15 protein-coding genes are annotated in these 18155 nt (G+C 36.4%); 14 read left to right on the top strand and 1 reads right to left on the bottom strand.

Annotation, left to right across the window (positions count from 1 at the left end):
* The first annotated feature begins 105 nt into the window (after positions 1 to 105).
* The 4 genes from ACNO7W_RS08045 (at position 106) to ACNO7W_RS08030 (ending at position 6758) form a co-directional block, all read left to right on the top strand.
* The gene (locus tag ACNO7W_RS08045) at positions 106 to 1155 is read left to right on the top strand and encodes a homocysteine S-methyltransferase family protein (protein ID WP_417937721.1); all 1050 of its coding nucleotides are present in this window, start codon (positions 106 to 108) and stop codon (positions 1153 to 1155) included.
* Between the two features lie 101 nt (positions 1156 to 1256).
* Entirely contained in the window at positions 1257 to 3938 is a 2682-nt protein-coding gene (gene metH / locus ACNO7W_RS08040; RefSeq protein ID WP_417937720.1) for a methionine synthase, read from the top strand.
* A 110-nt stretch (positions 3939 to 4048) separates the two neighbouring features.
* A complete protein-coding gene (gene metF / locus ACNO7W_RS08035; RefSeq protein ID WP_417937719.1) occupies positions 4049 to 5005 on the top strand; it encodes a methylenetetrahydrofolate reductase [NAD(P)H] in 957 nt (318 codons plus the stop codon).
* Between the two features lie 340 nt (positions 5006 to 5345).
* On the top strand, positions 5346 to 6758 hold the full coding sequence (locus ACNO7W_RS08030; protein WP_417937718.1) for a pyridoxal phosphate-dependent decarboxylase family protein: 1413 nt from the start codon (positions 5346 to 5348) through the stop codon (positions 6756 to 6758).
* 188 nt (positions 6759 to 6946) lie between these two features.
* Here the strand turns inward: ACNO7W_RS08030 and gldA are convergent, their stop codons facing one another.
* Positions 6947 to 7843: a gliding motility-associated ABC transporter ATP-binding subunit GldA gene (gene gldA / locus ACNO7W_RS08025; protein ID WP_417937717.1), complete on the bottom strand. Its 897-nt coding sequence runs from the start codon at positions 7841 to 7843 to the stop codon at positions 6947 to 6949.
* Between the two features lie 148 nt (positions 7844 to 7991).
* Here gldA and ACNO7W_RS08020 point away from each other — a divergent pair, with 148 nt between their 5' ends.
* From ACNO7W_RS08020 to aroA, 10 genes are all read left to right on the top strand, one after another.
* The gene (locus ACNO7W_RS08020) at positions 7992 to 9245 is read left to right on the top strand and encodes a dicarboxylate/amino acid:cation symporter (protein WP_417937716.1); all 1254 of its coding nucleotides are present in this window, start codon (positions 7992 to 7994) and stop codon (positions 9243 to 9245) included.
* A 340-nt stretch (positions 9246 to 9585) separates the two neighbouring features.
* On the top strand, positions 9586 to 10413 hold the full coding sequence (locus tag ACNO7W_RS08015) for a prephenate dehydratase (protein WP_417937715.1): 828 nt from the start codon (positions 9586 to 9588) through the stop codon (positions 10411 to 10413).
* Between the two features lie 121 nt (positions 10414 to 10534).
* The gene (locus ACNO7W_RS08010) at positions 10535 to 11683 is read left to right on the top strand and encodes an aminotransferase class I/II-fold pyridoxal phosphate-dependent enzyme (protein ID WP_417937714.1); all 1149 of its coding nucleotides are present in this window, start codon (positions 10535 to 10537) and stop codon (positions 11681 to 11683) included.
* A gap of 173 nt (positions 11684 to 11856) precedes the next feature.
* The gene (locus tag ACNO7W_RS08005; protein ID WP_417937713.1) at positions 11857 to 12708 is read left to right on the top strand and encodes a prephenate dehydrogenase; all 852 of its coding nucleotides are present in this window, start codon (positions 11857 to 11859) and stop codon (positions 12706 to 12708) included.
* A gap of 143 nt (positions 12709 to 12851) precedes the next feature.
* The gene (locus ACNO7W_RS08000; protein ID WP_143386811.1) at positions 12852 to 13934 is read left to right on the top strand and encodes a bifunctional 3-deoxy-7-phosphoheptulonate synthase/chorismate mutase type II; all 1083 of its coding nucleotides are present in this window, start codon (positions 12852 to 12854) and stop codon (positions 13932 to 13934) included.
* A 104-nt stretch (positions 13935 to 14038) separates the two neighbouring features.
* A complete protein-coding gene (locus ACNO7W_RS07995) occupies positions 14039 to 14707 on the top strand; it encodes a hypothetical protein (protein WP_417937712.1) in 669 nt (222 codons plus the stop codon).
* A gap of 220 nt (positions 14708 to 14927) precedes the next feature.
* The gene (rsgA, locus tag ACNO7W_RS07990; protein WP_417937711.1) at positions 14928 to 15905 is read left to right on the top strand and encodes a ribosome small subunit-dependent GTPase A; all 978 of its coding nucleotides are present in this window, start codon (positions 14928 to 14930) and stop codon (positions 15903 to 15905) included.
* Positions 15906 to 15941: 36 nt separating this feature from the next.
* Entirely contained in the window at positions 15942 to 16394 is a 453-nt protein-coding gene (dtd, locus tag ACNO7W_RS07985; protein WP_417937710.1) for a D-aminoacyl-tRNA deacylase, read from the top strand.
* A complete protein-coding gene (locus tag ACNO7W_RS07980) occupies positions 16394 to 16720 on the top strand; it encodes a nucleotide pyrophosphohydrolase (RefSeq protein ID WP_035668323.1) in 327 nt (108 codons plus the stop codon). The genes dtd and ACNO7W_RS07980 overlap by 1 nt, the downstream gene beginning before the upstream one ends.
* Before the next feature lie 114 nt (positions 16721 to 16834).
* Entirely contained in the window at positions 16835 to 18058 is a 1224-nt protein-coding gene (gene aroA, locus ACNO7W_RS07975) for a 3-phosphoshikimate 1-carboxyvinyltransferase (protein ID WP_417937709.1), read from the top strand.
* Positions 18059 to 18155: the final 97 nt, after the last annotated feature.

The following is an 18155-nucleotide window of genomic DNA, read 5'->3' as shown; positions in this document are numbered from 1 at the left end:
TTATACTGCAATCGGGGCTATAAATTAAAAAATAGTGAACTTTTGTAAATATTAATCAGAAGAACAAATCCCGATAAGTATCGCGATTTTCAAGAAAAAAAAGATATGTCAAGCATTTCAAAAGATATTTTAGGAGTTCCCCCTTCGGGGGTTAGGGGGACAATTCAAGAAGCCATTAAAAAAAACATACTCATACTCGATGGAGCTATGGGAACCATGTTACAACGTTACAATTTTTCGGAAGAAGATTTTCGTGGAGAACGTTTCAAAGATTTTCCACATTCCTTAAAAGGAAACAACGATTTATTATCACTCACGCAGCCACAAGCTATTCGTGCTGTTCACGCAGCCTATTTTGAAGCGGGAGCTGATATCGTAGAAACCAATACTTTTTCTGGAACCACCATCGGAATGGCGGATTACCACCTCGAAGATTTGGTTTACGAATTAAACTATGAATCGGCAAGAATCGCCCGTGAAGTAGCCGATGAGTTTACAGCAAAAAATCCGGATAAACCCCGTTTTGTAGCGGGTTCAATAGGACCAACAAACAGAACGGCGAGTATGTCACCAGATGTAAATGATCCAGGTTACAGAGCCGTAACTTTTGATGATTTACGTATTGCTTACAAACAACAAGTCGAAGCCTTGATGGATGGTGGTTGCGACTTGCTTTTGGTAGAAACGATATTCGATACTTTAAATGCTAAAGCCGCGCTTTTCGCCATCGAAGAAGTCAAAGACGAACGGAATATCGATATTCCAATCATGGTTTCCGGAACAATTACGGATGCATCAGGAAGAACACTTTCGGGTCAAACCGTTGAAGCTTTTTTGGTTTCGGTTTCGCATATTCCTTTGTTGAGTGTTGGTTTTAATTGTGCTTTAGGAGCTGATTTGCTTAAACCCTATCTACAAACGTTAGCGCATAATACTTCGTTCAATGTTTCGGCACATCCTAATGCGGGATTGCCTAACGCATTTGGAGAGTACGATGAGACCCCAGAACAGATGCAAGCATTCATCAAAGAATATTTAGACGATAATTTAGTAAATATAATAGGCGGTTGTTGTGGAACAACCCCGGAACACATCAAGTTGATTGCTGATATTGCGAAGGATTATAAACCTAGGGTATCAACAGCGACGATGTAACGTAGAGATGCGATTTATCGCGTCTAAATTATAACCAACAATTCACAAATTGAACATTTGATTTGAAAAAATTAGTGAATTAGCGGTAAAAATAAACAAAAATGGCACACGTAGAAAAGAGAAGAAACCTTGTATTATCGGGATTAGAGCCTTTAATCATTACGCCGGAAAGCGTTTTTGTGAATATTGGTGAACGAACCAATGTTACAGGTTCTAGAAAATTCCTTCGATTAATCAAGGAAGAAAAATACGAAGAAGCACTCAGTATTGCTAAAGAACAAGTTGAGGGTGGCGCGCAAATCATCGATATTAATATGGATGAAGGAATGCTCGATGGGGAATATGCCATGACAAAATTCCTGAATTTGATCGCTGCCGAACCTGATATTTCCAGAGTGCCGATCATGATTGACAGTTCCAAATGGCATATTATTGAGGCCGGTTTGAAAGTGGTGCAAGGAAAGAGTGTCGTAAATTCTATTTCATTAAAAGAAGGGGAAGAACAATTCATTCATCATGCTAAATTGATTAAGCGTTATGGTGCTGCGGCAATTATCATGGCTTTTGATGAGGTGGGACAAGCAGATAATTACGAGCGTCGAGTAGAAATTTGCCAACGTTCGTACGATATATTAGTTAACAAAGTTGGTTTTCCTCCGCAGGATATTATTTTCGATTTGAATATATTTCCCGTAGCCACTGGTATGGAAGAACACCGCTTGAACGCATTGGATTTCTTTAGGGGAACTAAATGGGTTAGAGAGAATCTTCCACATGCGCACATTAGTGGTGGTGTGAGTAATGTTTCGTTTTCGTTTAGAGGAAATGATACTGTTCGGGAAGCGATGCACTCTGTTTTCTTGTACCATGCTATTCAAAACGGAATGACGATGGGAATTGTAAACCCAGAGATGCTTTCTATTTACGACGAAATTCCAAAGGATTTATTAGAACATGTTGAAGATGTAATTCTAAACCGTCGTGATGATGCCACTGAAAGATTATTGGATTTTGCAGAGAATGTAAAAGGTGATGTAAAGAGTAATGAAAAAGCAGTTCAAGAATGGCGTTCGGGAACAGTTCAAGAACGTATTACGCACTCACTTGTAAAAGGGGTCGATGCCTTTATAGAACTAGATGTTGAAGAAGCTCGATTGGCTGCTACAAAACCTATTGAAGTTATCGAAATTAACTTGATGACAGGAATGAATGTTGTGGGTGATTTGTTTGGTTCTGGTAAAATGTTTTTGCCACAAGTAGTAAAATCGGCGCGGGTAATGAAAAAAGCCGTGGCCTATTTGTTGCCTTACATTGAAGCTAGCAAACAAGCGGGTGACAAGCAAGGAAATGGAAAAATCCTGATGGCAACCGTAAAAGGCGATGTGCACGATATTGGTAAAAACATTGTTAGCGTGGTGCTGGCGTGTAATAATTATGAGATTGTAGATTTGGGCGTAATGGTACCACCTGAAAAAATTATTGCAGCTGCCATTGAGCACAACGTAGATATTATTGGATTAAGCGGATTAATTACGCCATCACTGGACGAAATGGTATATCTCGCCAAAGAATTAGATAAAAGAGGGCTGAAAATCCCAGTAATGATTGGTGGAGCAACGACTTCTAGAGCACATACTGCCGTGAAAATTGCACCTCAATATAGAGAAACGGTAATTCACGTAAACGATGCTTCGAGAGCTGTGACGGTGGCTGGAAGTTTATTAAACAAGGATAGAAAGATATACGCAAGCGACATTAGAGCCGAATATGATGCGTTTAGAGAAACATTTTTGAATCGCTCCCGTGATAAAAATTTCCTAACTATTGAGCAAGCCCGTAAAAATAAATTGCAGTTGGATTGGGAGAATTTTACTCCTGTAAAACCAAATGTAATTGGAGAGCAAACTATAGAAGTCGATTTGGATGTTTTAGTTCCTTATATCGATTGGACACCGTTTTTTAGAACATGGGAATTGTTCGGAAAATACCCCGCGATTTTAACGGATGAGGTAGTAGGAGAACAAGCAACGTCTGTTTTTGCAGATGCACAAGAAATGTTGGAAGTTATTTTGAGAGAAAAGAAACTAACCGCTAAAGGAATTTACGGAATTTTTCCTGCCAATCAAGTCGATGATGATGATATTGAATTGCGTGATGAAAACGGGAAAGTATTGGAGAAATTCTTGACTTTACGTCAGCAATCGCAAAAAACAAAAGGAGCTCCCAATATTGCATTGGCCGATTTTATTGCTCCAAAAGAAAGCGGTAAAACCGATTATATGGGTGCATTTTGCGTAACCACCGGTTTCGGTGTCGATGAATGGGCGGCTGAATTCGAAAGAGATTTAGACGATTACAATTCGATTATGGTGAAAGCATTGGCAGACCGTTTTGCGGAAGCTTTCGCCGAATATTTGCATGAAAAAGTACGAAAAGAAATTTGGGGTTACTCATCAGACGAAGCGTTAAGTACCGAGGCAATGATTGCCGAAGATTACAAAGGAATTCGTCCCGCGCCGGGTTATCCGGCTTGTCCTGACCATTTAGAAAAACTAACCATTTGGAAATTGCTTAATGTAGCAGAAGAAATAGGAGTGACTTTGACGGAAAGCATGGCGATGTGGCCGGCTTCTTCGGTATCAGGCTATTATTTTGGGAATCCGGAAAGCAAGTATTTTGGACTCGGGAAAATAAAAGAAGACCAAGTAATTGATTATGCCAAACGAAGAAGTATTCCAACTGAAGTAGCGATGAAATGGTTGAATCCGAATATAGCAGATTAAAATCCCCACCCAGCCTCCCCGAAGGGGAGGAGCCGAAAAGAGTATAAAAAATATTGTTCAATTAAAATTACCCGAGTTCTCCCCTCCTTTGGAGGGGTCGGGGGAGGATCATGAAAGTAACACAACATATAGAAGACGCAAAAGGAGAAACATTATTTTCTTTTGAAATTATTCCGCCTCAAAAAGGCAAAAGCATTCAGGAATTATACGATAATATTGATCCATTGATGGAGTTTAAACCGCCATTTATAGATGTAACCACTTCTCGCGAGGAGTATATTTATATCGATAAAGGCAATGGTTTATTAGACAAAAAACTAACCAGAATGCGTCCTGGAACACTAGGGATTTGTGCTTCCATTAAGCATAAATACAATGTTGACACCGTGCCACACTTGCTTTGCGGTGGTTTTACCAAGGAAGAAACCGAGTATATGTTAGTGGATTGTCATTATTTAGGAATTGATAATGTGATGGCATTGCGTGGTGATGCGATGAAACACGAGCAGTCTTTTGTGCCGAAAGAAGGAGGGAATGATTTTGCTGTTGATTTGGTCAAACAAATTAACCAATTGAATTGCGGAAAGTACTTGCATGATGTGATGGATATTGATAACAAAGCCAATTTTTGCATTGGAGTTGCAGGTTATCCGGAAAAACATTTGGAATCTCCTTCATTAATCTCAGATTTAAAAAGACTGAAAGAAAAGGTAGATGCAGGTGCTGATTATGTAGTTACCCAAATGTTTTTTGATAATGCAAAATATTTCGAGTTTGTTGCCAAAGCCAGAGAAATTGGGATTACAGTTCCTATTATTCCGGGTATCAAACCTATTGCTGTGCAAAGGCACTTACAAGTATTGCCGCAAATTTTCAGAATTGATTTGCCTGAAGATTTGATTCATGCAATAGATCAATGCAAAAATAATGCTGACATCAGACAAGTTGGAATCGAATGGGCAATTCAGCAATCATTAGAATTGAAAGCTGCCGGTGTTCCCGTGTTGCACTATTATTCTATGGGGAAATCAGAAAATATTCGACAAATAGCGAGTAAGGTTTTTTAGGATTTATCCTGATGATTTTCAGGAGCTATTTCCAGCTATTCGTTACAATCTTTTCTTGTCTCAAAAACGAGACAAGAAAAGGATTTTCACTGCAAACGAAGTTCACTGAACTCCAATGAAAATAAAAGTAAAGTGAAGTGAAGTAATCTGGGCTAGGGATTTAGTGGTTATTACGCTATTTATAGTTTAAGTTACCGCTAATTTGTCAATTCCGACGAAGGAGGAATCTCAACACGATAGAGGTTTCTCCTTCGTCGTATATAAGGGCTATGTTCTAATTCAAGAAGCAATAATCAATAAGAAGGATAAAAATTGTTAATTGTTTTAATAACTAACCAAAATGAACCCAACCCTCCAACAAGACTTAAACGATATTGAAAAGATCCTTGAAAAAGTAAAACGACAAGGAATTGATTTTCTACATTCAATTGATACTATTCCCACTTCAACCAAAAACTCGATAACTACAGATAGAAATCTAAACGATTCCGGTTTGGGAGCATTATCTACTTTGGAAGAGTTCAATAAACGGTTAGCACCTTTAATGGTTTCGCAAGCGGGACCGCGATATTGGGGTTTTGTAACTGGCGGAGCAACTCCAGCATCGATTGTTGGGGATTGGCTGACTACCATTTACGATCCAAATGCACAAGCCACAAAAGCACAAGGTGGCGTTTCGGCTTTAATAGAAATTGAAACGATTAATCTGTTGTTGCAATTGTTAGATTTACCAAAATCATTTTTAGGAGGATTTGTGACTGGAGCTACGATGTCTAATTTTACCTGTTTGGCGGTGGCGAGACAATGGTTCGGAAATCAATTGGGAAAAGATTTTGCTAAAAATGGAATTTCAGAACCAATCCATATTCTAACCGCTACGCCACATTCATCGTCGGTAAAATGTTTGGCGATGTTAGGGATTGGAAGCCAGAATTTTATCAAGATAAAAACTAACGAAGGAAACCGTGAAGCGATAGACATTGCAGATTTAGAAAAAAATATTGAAAGCCTAAACGGAAAGCCATTCATTTTAATTTCCAGCGCAGGAACAGTCAATACTGCCGATTTTGATGATTTCAATGCAATTACCAAACTAAAAGAAAAGTATAATTTCTGGTGGCATATTGACGCTGCATTTGGTGGCTTTGCCGCTTGTTCGCCAAAATACAACCATTTAGTTGATGGTTGGAAAAACGCCGACAGCATTACTATTGATTGTCATAAATGGCTAAATGTGCCTTATGAAAGCGCTTTTTATTTGGTAAAAGAACAACATAAAAACTTGCAAATTGAAACCTTTCAAAATTCGAATGCGCCGTATTTAGGAAATCCATTGGAAAATTTTAGTTATCTCAATTTTCTACCTGAAAACTCTCGACGTTTAAAGGCTTTACCGGTTTGGTTTTCGTTATTAGCGTATGGCAAACAAGGTTTTCAGGATATTATAGAAAATAGTGTTGCGATGGCGTTGCAATTTGACGATTTCATTACTCAAAATGAAGACTTCGAATTGTTGGCTCCAACTCGTTTGAATAATGTTTGTTTTACTTTGGTGGGAGACCACAATCAGGATAAAGTAAATTTATTTTTAACGCATCTCAACGATAAAGGCAAAGTATTCATGACCCCAACAGTTTACGAGAACCGAAAAGGAATTCGGGCTTCGTTTGTCAATTGGAGAACTAATGAAAAGGATATTCAAATTGCTATTGAGGAAATGAAAGCGAGTGTTTTAGAGTTGGGAATAGAGTAAATTTTAAATGTCCGTGTCAATTTCCCGACCAACTTGTCATTCCGACGAAGGAGGAATCCCACATGCTGAGATTCCTCCTTCGTCGGAATGACAAAAGAGCGTTGAAAAAGTTAAGGGTTTTGTATTTAAACGAGTTCTCTTTTTTATCTGAAAACTGCACTGAAAACTAAAAACTGAACACTGATCACTTATTTAGTAATCTCCCTAAAAACAGCCTCCAAATTTTTATTCTTCTGATTGAGTTGAAGGGTTTTCAAACCGTTTGCATTCGCAAAATCAAAAACGGCTGGGCGCATGTCTTTATCGGTTGTAAAGGTTAATTCCCAAATCATGTCGTGGGTGTTTTTATAAGAAGTAAGATTTTCAATTTTGGCAATTAGTTGTTCTTCTATTTTATAGTCAAATTCCACTTCGATAACTTGTTCCTTATCTTCGGAAATTAAGTGGTCCAGTTTTTTATCGGCAACGATTTTACCATTATTGATGATGATGACACGGTCACAAATGGCTTCAACTTCCTGCATAATGTGCGTAGATAGGAAAACGGTTTTGTCTTTTCCTACGTTTTTAATCACATTACGAATTTCGATTAATTGATTCGGGTCTAAACCTGTTGTTGGTTCATCAAGAATCAAAACATCGGGATTATGTAACAAAGCATTAGCCAATCCTACACGTTGGCGGTATCCTTTGGATAATTGCCCTATTATTTTATGACTTTCGGTGCTTAAACCAGTCAGTTGAATTACTTCTTCGATTCGGGATTTGGCTACTTTATAGACATCTGCATTAAAAGCTAAATATTCTCTCACATACAAATCCAAATACAACGGATTGTGTTCCGGTAAATAGCCAATGGAAAGTTGCACCGCTTTTTGTTGGGTGTTTACATCGTGTCCATTTACCAGTGCTGAACCTTCATCGGCATTGATGTACGTTGTCAATATCTTCATTAAAGTCGATTTTCCGGCACCATTTGGACCTAAAAAACCAACGATTTCTCCTTTATTTACAGAAAATGAAATGTTATCCAGTGCTTTTTGGGCACCATAACTTTTGGATATATTATTTACTTCTATTGACATGGAATTTTATTTGTTGCAAAAGTAAACAGAATAATCTTTGATTTATTGTTTTTTGTAGTTCAATAGGTAAAAAGACCTTTGTCAAAGTTTTACAAAGCGGGATGATATTCTCTTTTAGATTTATATATTTACCATAAACTATATGGATATGAATTTAAAAAATACACAATCGGGCAGTTTCTTGAAAAACTACAAAAGTATTTTATTACTACTTGGCGGAATTCTGGCAGGAAGTATATTGGGTTTAGTTTTTGGAAAAGGAGTAGAAGTGATTAAACCTTTGGGCGATATATTTCTGAATTTATTGTTTACGGCAATTATTCCGTTGATATTTTTTACCATTTCATCCTCAATTGCCAGTTTAGAAAAGTCAGAGAAACTCGGAAAATTGTTTGGGATTGTTATAGGTGTATTTTTAAGTACCGTATTGATTTCGGCTATTTTGATGATTGTTGGCGTATTATTATTCCCCATTCAGCAAGATATTATCATTTCAAAAATTCCATTAGAATCTATTCAGGCAAGTTCTGCAGGTTCTCAAATTACACAATTGCTTACCGCTAATGATTTTTTCGAATTATTATCTCGAAAAAATATGTTGGCGCTTATCATATTCTCTTTTTTAATAGGATTTGCCAGTTTGCATTCGGGTGAGAAAGGGAAAGATTTCAGTCGGTTCTTAAATTCAGGAAACGAAGTGATGAAGCAATTGCTACACATGATTATGAAAACGGCTCCAATAGGTTTGGGTGCTTATTTTGCGTATCAGGTTGGGATTTTTGGACCGCAATTATTTGGTGCTTACGCAAAACCTTTGGGACTTTATTATGCGGTTTGTGCTTTTTACTTTGCAGTGTTTTTCAGTTTGTATGCTTTTATTGCTGGAGGAAGAAAAGGATTGAATGTGTTTTGGAAAAATAATATTACTCCATCATTAACCGCATTGGGAACCTGCAGCAGTATTGCGACAATACCTGCCAATCTGGAAGGAGCGGAACACATGAATATTCCAAGTCATATCAGAAATGTAGTTATTCCATTGGGTGCGCCTTTGCATAAAGATGGTTCGAGTATGTCGTCAATTATAAAAATCGCAGTTATTTTTGCTATGTTTGGCAAAGATTTTACGGATCCTTATACATTGCTTACGGCTATTGGAATCACGGTAATTGTTTCGGTAGTTGAAGGCGGAATTCCAAATGGTGGTTATATAGGAGAAATTTTGGCGATAACCGTTTATGGATTTCCAATGGAACAGGCTTTGCCGGCGGCGATGATTGTCGGGACCCTGGTAGATCCAATGGCGACCTTATTGAATGCCAATGGTGACTTAGTTTCGGCGATGCTGGTAACCCGAATCGCGGAGGGAAAAAAATGGCTTTCGGTGAAAATAGCTGCTTAAATTGTTTTTCGTACTGGAATTGATTGAAAAGGTATTTTGAAATCGGTAAAAAGCAGTCGTTTTTTTATGTATTTTGCAATATAAAGTTGTTTTAACAAAGAATTCTTTTTTTGTTATATAAAATGAAATATTTTTTTTGGTTGACTTGAAATAATTTATACATTTGCATAGAAAATATTAAAAAACAGAGCATACAATGTCTAATAACCGTTTTTACTTTAGCAACACTTATTATTTCTTCTTTAGGAAGTGAGGGATTGTGCTATGGTTATTTGAAAAAACAAAAACAAATAAAACTAATATACAATCCTGATGAAAATCAGGATTTTTTTTTGAGTATATGAGAACAAAAATTGCAATACAAGGTATAAAAGGCTGTTTCCATCATCAGGTAGCACAAGAATATTACTGTCAGAATGTTGAGGTAGATGAGTGTTTGTCTTTTGAAGAATTGGTGGATAGTTTATTGTCCGGGAAATCAGACCAAGCGGTTATGGCTATAGAAAATTCTATTGCGGGACCAATTATTCCGAATTATGCCTTGATTGACAAAAATAATTTGCACATCATAGGAGAACATTATTTGGATATTCACCAAAATTTAATGGCGTTGAGAGGTCAAAAAATTGAAGATATTCAGGAAGTACATTCGCATCCAATGGCATTATTGCAATGTATGGAGTTCTTGAAAAAATATCCAAACATAAAATTGGTTGAAGATAAAGACACCGCTGAAACAGCCAGAAGAATTCATCAAAATCAGTTGAAAGGAATTGCGGCGATTGCGAGTAAAACGGCTTCTGAAATGTATGATTTAGAAATTTTAGCTCCAGAAATTCAGACGATAAATAATAATATGACTCGTTTTGTGATTATTAAAAAGGAGAATTCATTTGTTGAAGAGAACGAAATAAACAGAGCTTCTATCAAATTTGAATTGGATCACAAACGCGGAAGTTTAGCAGCAGTTCTGAATGTAATGAGCGATTGTAAATTGAATTTAACCAAAATACAATCGTTGCCAAAAATAGAAACACCTTGGAAATATTCTTTTTTTGTGGATGTTACTTTCGAAAAATACGAAGATTATGCCAAGGCAAAAGCATTACTGACCATTATGGCAGAATACTTTAAAGTTTTAGGCGAATATAAAAATACAAAACCGTAAGCTCCGAAAAAGGAAAAAACAAATTTCAAATTCCAAAAAAGGAAAAAATATTAAGTCCCCTAGTTCGGTATCGGCTCCCCCTCCTTCGGAGGGGGTTGGGGGGAGGAAAAAACACAAAACCATGATTACTACAGCGAAACGTCTGGATATAATTGAAGAATACTATTTCTCCTCAAAATTGAGAGAAGTAAGACAACTGGCTTCTGAAGGGAAACCAATTATCAATATGGGAATTGGAAGTCCGGATTTGCAGCCTTCACAAGCGGTGATTGATGCAGTAGTTCTAGCAATGCAAGAAGAAAATGCACACCAGTATCAAAGTTACCAAGGGTTGCCGGAATTAAGAAAAGGCATGGCCGATTTTTATCAAAACAACTTCAATGTTGAGTTGAATCCAAATACTGAGATTTTGCCTTTGATGGGTTCGAAAGAAGGGATTATGCATATTTCGCTGGCTTTCTTGAATGAAGGTGATCACGTTTTGATTCCAAATCCAGGATATCCAACGTATACTTCGGTGACGAATTTAGTAGGGGCTGTACCCGTTTATTATGACTTAAAAGAAGCGAATAATTGGGAGCCGGATTTTGAAGCTTTGGAAAAATTAGATTTAGCGAAAGTAAAAATCATGTGGATCGGTTATCCGCACATGCCAACAGGAGCGAGAGGAAGTTTGCAGTTATTTGAAAAATTGGTGGCTTTCGCCAAAAAACATCAGCTATTATTAGTCAATGACAATCCGTATAGTTTTGTTTTGAATGACAATCCGATGAGTTTGTTGCAAGTAGAAGGCGCAAAAGACGTGGCTTTAGAATTGAATTCTTTGAGCAAGACTTTTAACATGGCGGGCTGGAGAGTTGGAATGGTTTTAGGAAATGCAGCTTGTATTGATGCAGTACTAAAAGTAAAAAGCAACATGGACAGCGGTATGTTTTACGGGATTCAAAAAGGAGCAATTGAAGCTTTGAAAAGTGACAAGACTTGGTTTGAATCGATGAATGCGATTTATAGAAAACGCAGAATTCTTACTGAACAACTGGCTGAGAAATTAGGATGTAAAGTATATAAGGAAGGTGTTGGATTATTTGTTTGGGCAAAATTGCCTGATGGAATTATATCGGCGGAGAAATTTATTGATGAAATTTTATATGATAAATCTATTTTCATTACGCCGGGAACAATTTTTGGTAGTAATGGTGAAGGTTACATACGGTTTGCACTTTGTGTAAAAGAAGAAAAAGTACAAGAAGCGATTGACAGATTTGCATAGCATAGCGTAACGTAGAGACGCGATTTATCGCGTCTAACTAATAGATTCGTTTAAAGAAAAATTCTAAAAAACGAGATGCCCTAGCCCTGATAGCAGTGAAAATCCTTTTACTTTTTTCTTTAAAAAGTAAAAGATTGAAACGGATAGCAGGATTAGCTACAAAAAAATAAGAAATGAAAGTATTTGTAATAGGAATAGGATTGATAGGCGGTTCGATGGTATTTGACATTAAATCACTGCATCCGGAAGCCAAAATTTATGGAATTGACACTAACGAAAGTCATTTGCAGGAAGCAATTGCTTTAGGAGTTGTTGATGCGGGCGCTACTTTTGAAGATTTAATACATGCCGATTTTGTAATCGTTTCTGTTCCTGTTGATGTAGCGCTGACTGTATTGCCAAAAGTATTGGATGTTATTGGTGACAATACGATTGTTTTTGAAGTGGGTTCTACGAAAACACCTATTTGCGAAGCGGTTGCCAATCATCCTAAAAGAAGGAATTTTATAGCAACGCATCCTATTGCAGGAACGGAGTTTTCAGGACCTTCGGCAGCGATAAAAGGACTGTTTCAAGGAAAGACGAATATTATTTGTGAGGTGGAAAAAACGACTTTCAAATTACAGGAAAAAGCATTGCAACTTTTTACCGACATGGGAATGAGAATTCGTTATATGGATCCGAAATCGCATGACAAGCACATTGCTTATGTATCGCATTTGTCCCATATAAGTGCATTCATGTTGGGAAAAACGGTAATCAATAAAGAGAAAGATGAACAGGATATTTTTGATATGGCTGGTTCTGGTTTTGAAAGTACGGTTCGATTGGCCAAAAGTTCTCCGGCAATGTGGACGCCTATTTTTAAACAAAATAGAAAACAGGTAGTAAAAACATTGGATGAATACATTTCTAATTTATCAAAATTCAAGGAATTATTGGAAAATGAAGATTACGAGGCGATTTACAATGAAATGCAAAGTGTGAATAAAATAAAAGAAATATTAAACGGAATGAAAAAGTAAGCAGTGGTCAGTATTTAGTGTTCAGTCGCAGTTTGCAGTTAAAAATAATAATAAGAAAAAATAAATAAATAATTAACAACAATCATCCATTTACGGCTCCCTCCCCTTCGGGGAGGGCTGGGGTGGGGAAAAAATTAGAAAAAATGGAAAACAAGAAAGAAATGAGAAATTGGTTGAATGAATTCAATTTGACTCATCCATTTGTGATCGCAGGGCCTTGTAGTGCTGAAACAGAAGAACAAGTATTGAAAATTGCACATGAATTGAAAGATTCAGATGTGAGTGTTTTTAGAGCAGGAATCTGGAAACCAAGAACGCGTCCGGGAGGATTTGAAGGAGTAGGAGAAATAGGTTTGAAATGGTTGAAAAAAGCCAAAGAAGAAACTGGATTGCTAATGGGAACGGAAGTGGCCAATGCTGCTCACGTAAAATTGGCTTTGGAATATGATATCGATGTATTGTGGATTGGTGCGAGAACTACCGTAAACCCATTTGCAATGCAAGAAATTGCAGATGCTTTAGCAGGAACTAAAAAAATCGTATTGGTAAAAAATCCGGTAAACCCAGATTTGTCTTTATGGTTAGGTGGTGTTGAGCGTTTGTACATGGCTGGTATCGAAAAATTAGGTGTGATTCACAGAGGTTTTTCTACTTACGAAAAAACAAAATACAGAAACATTCCAGAATGGCAAATTGCGATCGATTTGCAAAATAAATTCCCTGATTTACCTTTAATCATCGATCCATCCCATATTACAGGAGATCGTAACATGATTCTTGAAGTGACTCAAGAAGCTTTGGACTTGAATTATGATGGTATGATCATCGAAACGCATTTTGATCCAGATAATGCATGGAGTGATGCTGCACAACAAGTTACTCCAGATGCTTTGAAGCAAATCTTTATTGATTTGAAAGTAAGAAAACAAAACGATGTTTCTGATGAGTTTACACAAAAAATGTCTAAATTAAGAGCGAATATCGATATTCTAGATGCTAGTTTGTTGGATTTATTAGGGAAACGTATGAAAGTAGCTGACGAAATTGGTCAAGTGAAAAAAGAGGCTAACGTTGCTGTATTGCAAAACAATCGTTGGAACGAAATTCTAGGGAAAATGATTTTGGAAGGGGAGAAAAAAGGATTGACTGAAGAGTTTGTTCTTAAAATGTTCAAAGCAATCCACCAAGAAAGTATTGGTCACCAAGAAAAAGTATTAAACGCTTAATTAACCAAGCAAATAATTATTTTTTATTTATTAAACCTACAACTTGTTTGTAGGTTTTTTTTGTAATATTGTGTTCTTAATTAATTAACCTTTAAATTCGATTTATGAAAAAATCTTTATTTTGCAACAACAAAATTATCATGAGAAACCTTTTCTTTTTATTTTGTCTTTTCTTGTCTTTTTTAGGCCATTCTCAATCTAAACAAATATTTGAGAATCCTCAGTTAAAAACTATTATTAGTCAACACAAAGTAGTAGCTATTTTGCCTTATAAAGTAAGTATTACTTATAAAAAACAACCGAAAAATTTTAATGCTGAAGCAAATCATGATCAAGAAAAAAGCATGTCTAATTCGATCCAGTCGAGTATGTATACTTTTTTGTTGAGAAAGCGTGAAAATTATAATGTAAGTTTTCAAGATGTGGATAAAACAAATATTCTATTGAAAAAGGCAGGTATGCTTGATAAACTTGATGAATACACAAAAGATGAGATTGCAAAGGTTCTTGGTGTAGATGGTATTATAGGAGGAACGTTTGAAACTGAACAAACAAAATCAGAAGCGGGTGCTATAGCTTCTGCAATATTGTTTGGAGGATTTGGAGGAAAAACAGGAACAGGAACTTTAACTATGACATTAAATAATGGTACAGATGGAGATTTGTTGTGGCGTTTCTTTAAAACCATGGATCAAGGTTTAGCCTCTTCAACGGATGATTTGGTTGAAAGTATGATGCGTAAAGTGTCAAGAAATTTTCCTTATGCAATTTAAAAATAAGGAGTCTATTATTTGATAGTATTTTAAAAATAAATCCCCATAATTTTTTAAAGTTGTGGGGATTTTCTATTTGTAGTTAGGAGTAATGTTATTCAAAGTGAAAAACTTTAAACTTTGAACTTCAAACCTAAAACAAAGAATTACCTTTGCAAAGTCTAAGGTTTATCCCGAGGCTTCGGGACTAAAACCGAATTCATAAATTGTAAATTAAAAAATGACAGGACTAGTATACAAATCTACAGGAAGTTGGTACACGGTAAAATCCGAACAAGGTGATTTTATCGAATGCCGTATGAAAGGTAAATTCCGAATTAAAGGAATCAAAAGTACCAATCCTATTGCTGTAGGCGATGTTGTGGATTATGAACTCGAAGAAACATCGGACACCGTTACCGGAACGATTCATAAAATTCACGACAGGAAGAATTATATCGTTCGAAAATCAGTGAACTTATCGCACCAGATGCATATTATTGCTTCAAATATCGATAGAGTTTTCTTGTTAGTTACCATAAATAATCCGCCAACTACCTTTAATTTCATTGACCGTTTTCTGGTTACTGCCGAAGCCTACGGAATTGAAACGATATTGGTTTTTAATAAAATTGATACTTTTGACGAAGCTACGCTTGACGAACAATTGTACATGCAGCATGTGTACCAGGAAATTGGATACAAATGTTTGCGCGTTTCTTCTACCGAAATGAAAGGAGTCGAGGAGTTGAAAGAAATGATGATTGGTAAAGTAAGTATGTTTTCCGGACATTCAGGTGTGGGAAAATCAACCTTGGTGAATGCTATGGAACCTTCTTTACATTTAAAAACAAAGACGATTTCCGAAGCAAGTAAGCAAGGACAACATACGACGACTTTTGCTGAAATGTATGATTTGTCTTTTGATGCCAGAATTATTGATACACCCGGTATCAAAGGTTTTGGAATCGTGGATATGGAAAAAGAAGAAGTGAGCGGTTATTTTCCTGAGTTTTTTAAATTAAAAGACCAGTGTAAATTCAATAATTGTTTACATAAAGACGAGCCGCATTGCGCTATTAAAGCTGCATTAGAAAAAGACGAAATCGCTTGGTCACGTTATAGAAGTTATCTTAAAATTCTGGAAGGAGACGATGAAAATTACCGTACTGATATTCATAATGAAGATAGAATAATCAGTGATAAAACGAGGGAGTAACAATAACAATTTCAAAAATCAATTTCAATTTTAAAAATGAAAATCGTCCTTCAAAGAGTTTCCTCAGCCTCCGTAATCATCGATAATAAAATTGTAGCCGATATCCAAAAAGGTTTATTGATCTTAGTGGGAATAGAAGATGCCGATACGCAAGAAGACAGTAATTGGTTAGTTGGTAAAATTGTAAATCTTCGCATTTTTGACGATGCAAATCATGTCATGAATTTATCGGTTAAAGATATTGACGGAGATATTATTGTAGTAAGTCAATTTACATTGCATGCTTCTACCAAAAAAGGCAATCGTCCTTCCTATATAAAAGCTTCAAAACCAGAAGTAGCCATTCCATTATACGAGAATTTTGTAATTCAAATGGAGAAGGAAATTGGTAAAAAAGTGCAAACTGGCATTTTTGGTGCGGATATGAAAGTACTTTTATTAAATGATGGTCCAGTAACAATAGTAATTGACAGTAAAAATAGAGAATAATGAACCTAAAAAATTCCCAACTAGACGTAGATACTTGGATTAAAGAACACGGTGTTCGTTATTTTAATGAACTCACAAATATGGCACAACTTACTGAAGAAGTAGGTGAAGTAGCCCGCATCATTGCCCGTCGTTACGGAGAACAATCCGAAAAAGAATCTGATAAAAACAAAGACCTTGGCGAAGAATTAGCCGATGTGGTTTTCGTAGTCTTATGTTTGGCAAACCAAACAGGAATCGATTTACAAGCCGCTTTCGACAAGAAAATGGATCTGAAATCCATTCGCGACAAAGACCGTCACAAAAACAACGAGAAACTTAAATAATTATGAGTTATGAATTATGAATTGTGAATGAGGAGTGGTAAATTGCGTCCCTAAATTATTTGAGTTGAAAGCTAAAAGCGATAACTCATAATTCATTAACTCATAATTACAAAAATGAATTTACTGTTACAAACTTCCCATTCCAATTTACAAGCTCAAATTGCGGTTACTGGCTCAAAAAGCGAAACCAACCGATTGTTATTATTGCAAGCGTTGTTTCCTAATATTAGTTTGGCCAATACTTCAAACTCAGATGACAGTGAAGTAATGCAAAAAGCATTGAAAGGAAGCGAAGAAATAGTAGATATTCATCATGCGGGAACGGCGATGCGTTTTCTAACGGCTTATTTTGCAGTAAACGAAGGTCGTGAAGTGGTCTTGACTGGTTCGCAAAGAATGACAGAGCGTCCAATAAAAGTTTTGGTTGAAGTATTGCAACAATTGGGTGCGCAAATCTCTTATGAAAATGAAGTAGGTTATCCGCCTATTCGAATCAAAGGACAAAAAATCACTGCTTCTAAGGTTAATATTCCTGCTAATGTAAGCAGTCAATACATATCAGCATTGTCATTAGTGGCACCAAAACTACAAAACGGTATCGAAATCACCTTAGTAGGAGAAATAACTTCGGTTCCTTACATTAAAATGACATTGGCTTTGTTGAATGATTTAGACATCAAAACCAGTTTCGAAGGAAATGTGATTACTGTTTATCCGAAACAAGAAGTGGAATCTAAAGTAATGACCGTGGAATCCGATTGGAGTTCTGCTTCGTACTTTTTTAGTTTGGCTGCTTTAGCTGAAAATGCTACCATTTCATTGACCAGTTATAAAGAAACCAGTTTGCAGGGCGATTCCGCTTTGGTTGAAATCTACAAAGAGATGGGAGTTGAAACGCATTTTGAAGGAAACAAAATGACGCTTATTAAACAAGCTGGCTTTGTTCCTCATACTGTAAATTTTGAACTTAATAATACACCTGATATTGCCCAAACGATAGTAGTTACTTGTCTTGGGTTAGGAATTGGTTGCCATCTTACAGGACTTCATACCTTAAAAATTAAAGAAACGGATAGACTGGAAGCGCTAAGAATAGAATTAACAAAACTAGGAGCTAATATTTCTGTAACCAATGATAGCTTGACGCTTGTGGCTTCAAGCGACATCAATCATAATATACCAATCGCTACGTATAACGATCATCGAATGGCGATGGCATTTGCACCGTTGGCTTTAAAAGTGCCAATAATCATCGAAAATGCAGAGGTAGTTTCAAAATCATATCCTGATTTTTGGAATGATTTAAAAAGTTTAGGCTTCGAAATTTCAGAAAAATAAGAGTTGTAAAGGGTAGTCAATCAGCCGCTTTTGAAAATAAACAGCAAAACACTTGACAACGCCTATCTCACAATCGTATATTTGCACACGATTTAAA

This window comes from Flavobacterium sp. ZB4R12, from assembly GCF_048276375.1.
Taxonomy (GTDB): domain Bacteria; phylum Bacteroidota; class Bacteroidia; order Flavobacteriales; family Flavobacteriaceae; genus Flavobacterium; species Flavobacterium gawalongense.
The sequence above is the reverse complement of the archived record's forward strand: the minus strand, read 5'-3'. Positions and strand labels throughout refer to the sequence as shown.